Origin of the sequence: Bradyrhizobium sp. JR4.1 (assembly GCF_040548605.1) — a bacterium.
GTDB classification, from domain to species: domain Bacteria; phylum Pseudomonadota; class Alphaproteobacteria; order Rhizobiales; family Xanthobacteraceae; genus Bradyrhizobium; species Bradyrhizobium canariense.
Window position 1 is genome coordinate 22084 of sequence record NZ_JBEPRY010000048.1, and the last position, 6105, is coordinate 28188.

At 60.8% G+C, this 6105-nt stretch carries 4 protein-coding genes and 2 pseudogenes; all 6 read right to left on the reverse strand.

Annotation, left to right across the window (positions count from 1 at the left end; all coding sequences use genetic code 11):
• Positions 1 to 43: 43 nt before the first annotated feature.
• Positions 44 to 265: pseudogene (locus ABIB90_RS40295) on the reverse strand (IS5/IS1182 family transposase); the annotation flags it as partial.
• 765 nt (positions 266 to 1030) lie between these two features.
• Entirely contained in the window at positions 1031 to 2680 is a 1650-nt protein-coding gene (groL, locus tag ABIB90_RS40300; protein ID WP_354202856.1) for a chaperonin GroEL, read from the reverse strand.
• A gap of 87 nt (positions 2681 to 2767) precedes the next feature.
• The gene (locus ABIB90_RS40305; RefSeq protein ID WP_027515571.1) at positions 2768 to 3082 is read right to left on the reverse strand and encodes a co-chaperone GroES; all 315 of its coding nucleotides are present in this window, start codon (positions 3080 to 3082) and stop codon (positions 2768 to 2770) included.
• 1106 nt (positions 3083 to 4188) lie between these two features.
• Positions 4189 to 4413 (reverse strand): hypothetical protein, encoded by a 225-nt coding sequence (locus tag ABIB90_RS40310; protein WP_027515573.1) that lies wholly within the window; start codon positions 4411 to 4413, stop codon positions 4189 to 4191.
• A 174-nt stretch (positions 4414 to 4587) separates the two neighbouring features.
• Complete coding sequence (locus ABIB90_RS40315; protein WP_354101440.1) at positions 4588 to 5313, reverse strand: hypothetical protein; 726 nt, start codon at positions 5311 to 5313, stop codon at positions 4588 to 4590.
• A gap of 404 nt (positions 5314 to 5717) precedes the next feature.
• A pseudogene (locus ABIB90_RS40320) lies at positions 5718 to 6020 on the reverse strand (integrase core domain-containing protein); the annotation flags it as partial.
• Positions 6021 to 6105 lie beyond the last annotated feature (85 nt).

Below are 6105 nucleotides of genomic sequence, written 5' to 3' on the forward strand. Positions count from 1 at the left end.
TTTCCTTGTCTTCGCTCCATGGCGAATCTCGGCGGCCACCTTTGACAGCTTTCTCGAGAAAGTGTGTTGCTCCGATCCAATCCTTCGTCGTGCCGAACGGATGCTCCACTGTCTGACGGCGGACACCCATTGCGTTGGGATTGTGGTCGAGCCGATGCCGAACTTTCTCCAGAACGGCCTCGTGCTCCGAGCGTGAGATGCGGCGCTGGCGGCCTGTCGTGCGCTGAGCTTTTAGCGCGCAAGTTTTGCAGGTGCTCGTCCAATAGCTTTGTGCACCGGACATTGCCCCCCGTCCGGGGCAGGCGAAGCCCTCGTGCCATCATTCTCGGCGCGTCGGCCTCGTGTGCTGGCCACGCGCGAGTTTCATATTGAAGAGGCCGTCGAAATACGAAGCGCTCGATCTCGCCGAGATGCGCCGGCAGATCACGGCCCTGAAGTCCCGGCATTCGGAAAATCTACGCATCACCTACCTGTTGAAAGGCTGCTGATCAACGCGGCAGATCTCAGTGAACCGGAGAGCGCAGCTCACGCGAAGTAGCTGGGTGAAGCGTGCGCCAGAACGATGGCGAACATCCAGCAGCGCGTCACGAAAAACGCCGGCAAGCCATCGGGTAAGGCTAACAAGTGTAGATCACCTTGCACAAAGCAGTCGGCGGGTCGACGCTACGTGTAGCCGCGGAGGTGCGCATGTATCGCGTAAACGCGGCCTTCGCGGCTAGGGGCCGCTGCCGTAGCAAGCGGCGGCCCCGCCATGAGAAGCCTAGTCAGCGCGCCGCACTACTCGGTGTACAGAGGGGAAGTCTCCGAGAAAACCGGGTGGGCATCTTCGTGCCGATCGGCGATCAAACCGAATCCGGCACCTCCCCCACAGACTCACAGGCGGACACAACCACATGTCCTAATTGCGCACCTTCGCCGGGCTGAGGGGCTTTCCGGCGCGCGGCAGTCTGGGTCCGGCTGACCGCCAGGAAATCAGCAAAGGCCCGGCATGGCTGCCGAGCCTTCTACTGTTGAACTGTGAATGTCGGACTTAGAAGTCCATACCACCCATGCCACCCATGCCGCCGCCCGGAGGCATCGCCGGACCGGCGCCGCCCTTCTTGGGCAGCTCGGCGACCATGGCTTCCGTGGTGATCAGCAGCGCTGCGACGGAGGCCGCGTTCTGGATCGCCACTCGAACCACCTTAGTCGGATCGATGATGCCCTTGGAGACCAGGTTGCCGTAATCGCCGGTCTGCGAGTCGAAGCCGTACGCGTAGGCCTTGTTCTCGAGGATCTTGCCGACGATCACCGAGCCGTCTTCGCCGGCGTTGATCGCGATCTGGCGGGCTGGGTAGGACAACGCCTTGCGCACGATCTCGACACCGGTCTTCTGGTCGTCATTCTTGGTGCGCAGGCCCGTGAGCTGCTCGGTGGCACGGAGCAGGGCGACGCCGCCGCCCGGCAGGATGCCTTCTTCAACCGCCGCACGGGTCGCATGCATCGCGTCATCAACGCGATCCTTGCGCTCCTTCACCTCGACCTCGGTCGCGCCGCCGACGCGGATCACCGCGACGCCGCCTGCGAGTTTGGCGAGACGCTCCTGGAGCTTCTCACGATCGTAGTCCGAGGTGGTTTCCTCGATCTGCGCCTTGATCTGGGCCACGCGCGCCTCGATGTCGGTCTTCTTGCCGGCGCCGCTGACGATGGTGGTGTTCTCCTTGTCGATCATCACCTTCTTGGCGCGACCGAGCATGTTCAGCGTGACGTTCTCGAGCTTGATGCCGAGATCTTCCGAAATCGCCTGGCCGCCGGTCAGGATCGCGATGTCCTGCAGCATGGCCTTGCGGCGATCGCCGAAGCCCGGAGCCTTGACGGCCGCGACCTTCAGGCCGCCGCGCAGGCGGTTCACGACCAGGGTCGCGAGCGCCTCGCCTTCAACGTCCTCGGCGATAATCACAAGTGGCTTGCCGCTCTGCACCACGGCTTCCAGCAAGGGAAGCAATTCATTCAACTGGGATAGCTTTTTCTCATTGATCAGGACGTAGGCATCTTCCATTTCAACGCGCATCTTGTCGGCGTTGGTGACGAAGTAGGGCGAGATATAGCCGCGGTCGAACTGCATGCCCTCGACCACGTCGAGCTCGGTCTCCAGCGACTTGGCTTCCTCGACGGTGATGACCCCCTCGTTGCCGACCTTCTTCATGGCGTCGGAGATGAACTTTCCGATCTCGGCATCTCCGTTGGCAGAAATCGTGCCGACCTGGGCGATTTCCTCGTTCGAGGTGACCTTCTTGGAGTTTTTAACGAGGTCGGCGACCACGGCTTCCACAGCCAGGTCGATACCGCGCTTGAGGTCCATCGGGTTCATGCCGGCGGCAACCGACTTGGCGCCTTCACGAACGATCGCAGCCGCCAGAACGGTGGCGGTGGTGGTGCCGTCGCCAGCCGCATCGGCGGACTTGGAGGCGACTTCGCGCACCATCTGCGCGCCCATGTTCTCGAACTTGTCGTCGAGTTCGATCTCCTTGGCGACGGTGACGCCATCCTTGGTGATGCGGGGGGCGCCGAACGACTTGTCGAGGACGACGTTGCGGCCCTTCGGACCGAGCGTGACTTTCACGGCATTGTGGAGGATGTCGACACCGCGCAGCATGCGGTCGCGGGCGTCGACGCCGAATTTGACTTCTTTGGCTGACATTTTGGTTCCCTGGGTTTGCTTAGTCTCACTCACCCTCGGCGAGGCGCCCGGCAGGCGCTCCTCAGGGGTGAGCGGTGCGAGCGGTGATTAGGCGGCCTTCTTCTTAGCCGAAATGTCGGTGAGAACGCCCATGATGTCGCTTTCCTTCATGATCAGCAGCTCCTGGCCATCGATCTTGACCTCGGCGCCCGACCACTTGCCGAACAGCACGCGGTCGCCAACCTGAATGTCGATCGGGATCAGCTTGCCGCTCTCGTCGCGGCCGCCTGGGCCAACGGCGATGACTTCACCCTGGGAAGGCTTTTCCTTCGCCGTGTCCGGAATGATGATGCCGCCAGCGGTCTTCTCTTCTGCGTCGATGCGCTTGACCACGACGCGGTCGTGAAGCGGACGGAATTTCATGCAGTCCTCCTATGTCTTGTCGCTTTGATTTTGGATCGAATAGCACTCGAAGCTAGCGAGTGCTAACCATCGTGCACATAAGCCGGCTTGGCCGGCATACAAGTCAAAGCCGCGAAGGATTTCGAAAATACCTCGTCCTCAGCGGTCCGCTGACGGCCATTCAGAGCCCACCTAAGGGCCCCCTGCATGAAATCTGGGCTGGTTGGAGCAAGCCGCGGGGAAGGGATCGGCTCTTACCGCGCGCCGACGTGTTTGTTTGGCTAGTCATCTGGTCGCCAGTCGGGCCGGGTTGCGTGCTGTGGTTTAGCCCGCTCAGGTATGACGGTGCCGCTTCCAGCGGCAGTCTTGACCCGCAACGGTACGCCGAGAAGCCGGAATATCCCGTCCCTCTGGCTACCGAGAGCATCTGAGATGCAGCGGGGGAGCAAATTGTTCTCTAGATTCTCTCCCTCCATGGACAACCAGGATCAGAAAAGCTTCCAATGTTCCGCAACACAGTCGAATCCGCTTGTCGAGTGTTGCGGGTACCGAACTATGGAATTTGTCCGCTGATAAGCTTTGCGACCAAACGTTTCGAAAGCCCCATGGGACCGCCCTCGATGATCCCGTATGTTTCCGCAGCTCAATGGCACGGGCGATGGCTAAGCGAGTGGAGATCTCCGACCGCAGTTATGCCCTGGGCTGCTCTGAAAGCGTCTAAAGCCCGGCTTTGATGGCGGCGATGTCCTGCTCCGCCTGAGTGATCCACGACCATCGCGGGATGCAATGGAAATGAGAGCATCATCAAGGAGCGAGTCCGAGCGACCGCGATTACAATCGCAGCGGTAGCTTGCTAGCCCACCGCTTAGTCGTTCGTTCGAATCCGGCCGCCCAGGGATGACCTGACGAATAAGCCCGGCATTTGCGCCGGGCTGATCGCTAACTGGTTCAGGTTCTTAGCACCGGACGCATTACAGAAGAGTCCTCGGGTCTCGTCGGTGCGGCTTCTGACATCGCGATGCTTGCCACGAGCTTCGCATATTCGTGTTGGTAGCATTCGAAACTCATATGAAGCCTAAACCGAGAAGACGGCGTGCCAAACTGGGCAGCAGAGCAGGAGCCGTAAACTAACTCGGCGGCGAGACCGGCCGTCTATTCTGGGCAGAGCGGTCGCCGATCTCCGTTCGACCTTGAAAAACAGCAACGAGCCGGCCACCTTCCCAAAGCTCGACGTCGTGCTCGCCGTATATTTCCTCAACTCGACGTCTCGCCGCCTGCTCGTCAATGCAGTCAAGCTTTGCGGCGCAGATCACTCGCCGGCCGCTGTCCATCACGAACACTTTGAACCGCATGATGGCAGTCCGATCCAAAAGGGGACTATCATCGTAACCGAATGTCGTTCTAAGGCAGCGCCAAACAAAGTGCAGGCGCGCGGAACCTTTGTACGTGTGGTAATGCGGCGACACCAGCGTGAACTCATCGATCGCGGTGGCCGCGTCAGGTAACCTGCCCAGTGTAGCGCGGCCTCAGTGGCGGAATCTCACCGCGTGCCGGAGCGTGCGGCTGGAGCTTAAGATCGAGATGCCCCCCAGCGTCATCAACAGCACACCTAGCCAGGTTACCGTCCAGGTGCGCGCCTCGTCGCGCACCGCTTCATTGCGCGCGCCCATTGGTATAGCTGGAGGTGAGTCGGCTCGCGCGGCCGAGGCAAGCTTCTCCACGTCGACTTGGGGCGGCGTGAAGTGCTCGGGCGTGAGCTGGCCGCTGGGAAGAGCCGTAACGGGTGCCGCCGGCATTACGGCCTGCGCGTCGCCGTCGGAAACAGAAGCGGCGTCAGCCACCTTGACTTCGCTCGCCGGCGGCGCCGGCGGAGCCCCCTCGGCCGGCGAAGAGCCTAGCAACTCCGCACGCGCATCGATCACCGGGCTCCGCGCTTGCCGCGAGGCCTCGTTCTCGTCGGAACTGGCGGCGCGGTTGGGCACACGACCAGGAACCGGTTTTCGCACCGTTACGATTCCCTCGGCCAAAAACCAGCATTTGCGGTGGCCGTCCCGCCGATACACCCAGTGCTGGCTTGGGCCAGGCGAATTGCCGGGCCGCGGCAAGCATTCCGGCTGTACCGAGGAGGTTGCAGCGGGCCGGCGAGGAGCAATATTGAACAAGTCGGTAAAAGGGTTGGAGCACGCAGGTGCCGTCGAAAGACCTCCAACAAGGACCAAACTGGCGAAGTAAAATCGCAAATGACCGGACATCCAAAACTCCCGGTGTTGCGCCCCACCCGGCACGAGCCTTCGCGGCGACATGGGACTCCATGCGACTTAAATCTGGCAGCGTGATGGATTAATTGTGCTCCTAGCCATTCGAATTAATGGCCCGTCCACCGCTTTCAGGTTGCAACACGCGACAGCGCCCCCGAACTTGATAGAGCGCTCTTCAGTGGTGCAATACTGACGCCGCGATTAGGCTTACCCGGGAGATCGGCTGCTGGTTGGTTATAGACCGGCGATCATTCGAAAAGCCGTTCCAAGCTCTACAGCCCTGCTGTCGGTTGCAAAAAACCGCCGTCCGAAATGCGCTCGAACTAAATGATGCCCTTGTTCGTGACCCGCAATAGCTATGAACCGCCCCGGGTTTGCCGGAGGCCATTTGGTTTAAGTTATGCCGCCATGGCGGGTTGTTTCATCATGGCGTAGTAGCGTTGCTCGGCTTCGGCCGGCGGTATGTTGCCGATGGACTCCAGGAGCCTTCGGTTGTTGAACCAGTCGACCCATTCCAGCGTCGCGAACTCGACGGCCTCGAAGTTTCGCCATGGTCCGCGCCGATGGATCACCTCGGCCTTGTAGAGACCGTTGATGGTTTCGGCGAGAGCATTGTCATAGGAATCTCCGACGCTACCGACAGAAGGCTCCACGCCTGCCTCAGCCAGGCGCTCGGTGTATTTGATAGAGACGTATTGGGCGGATTCAAACGGTCGTCGCAACACCAGTTACTTTCACTCATAACAGAAGATCGTCAAGCGCCTCCGCCGGCGTTTTCCAGCCTAG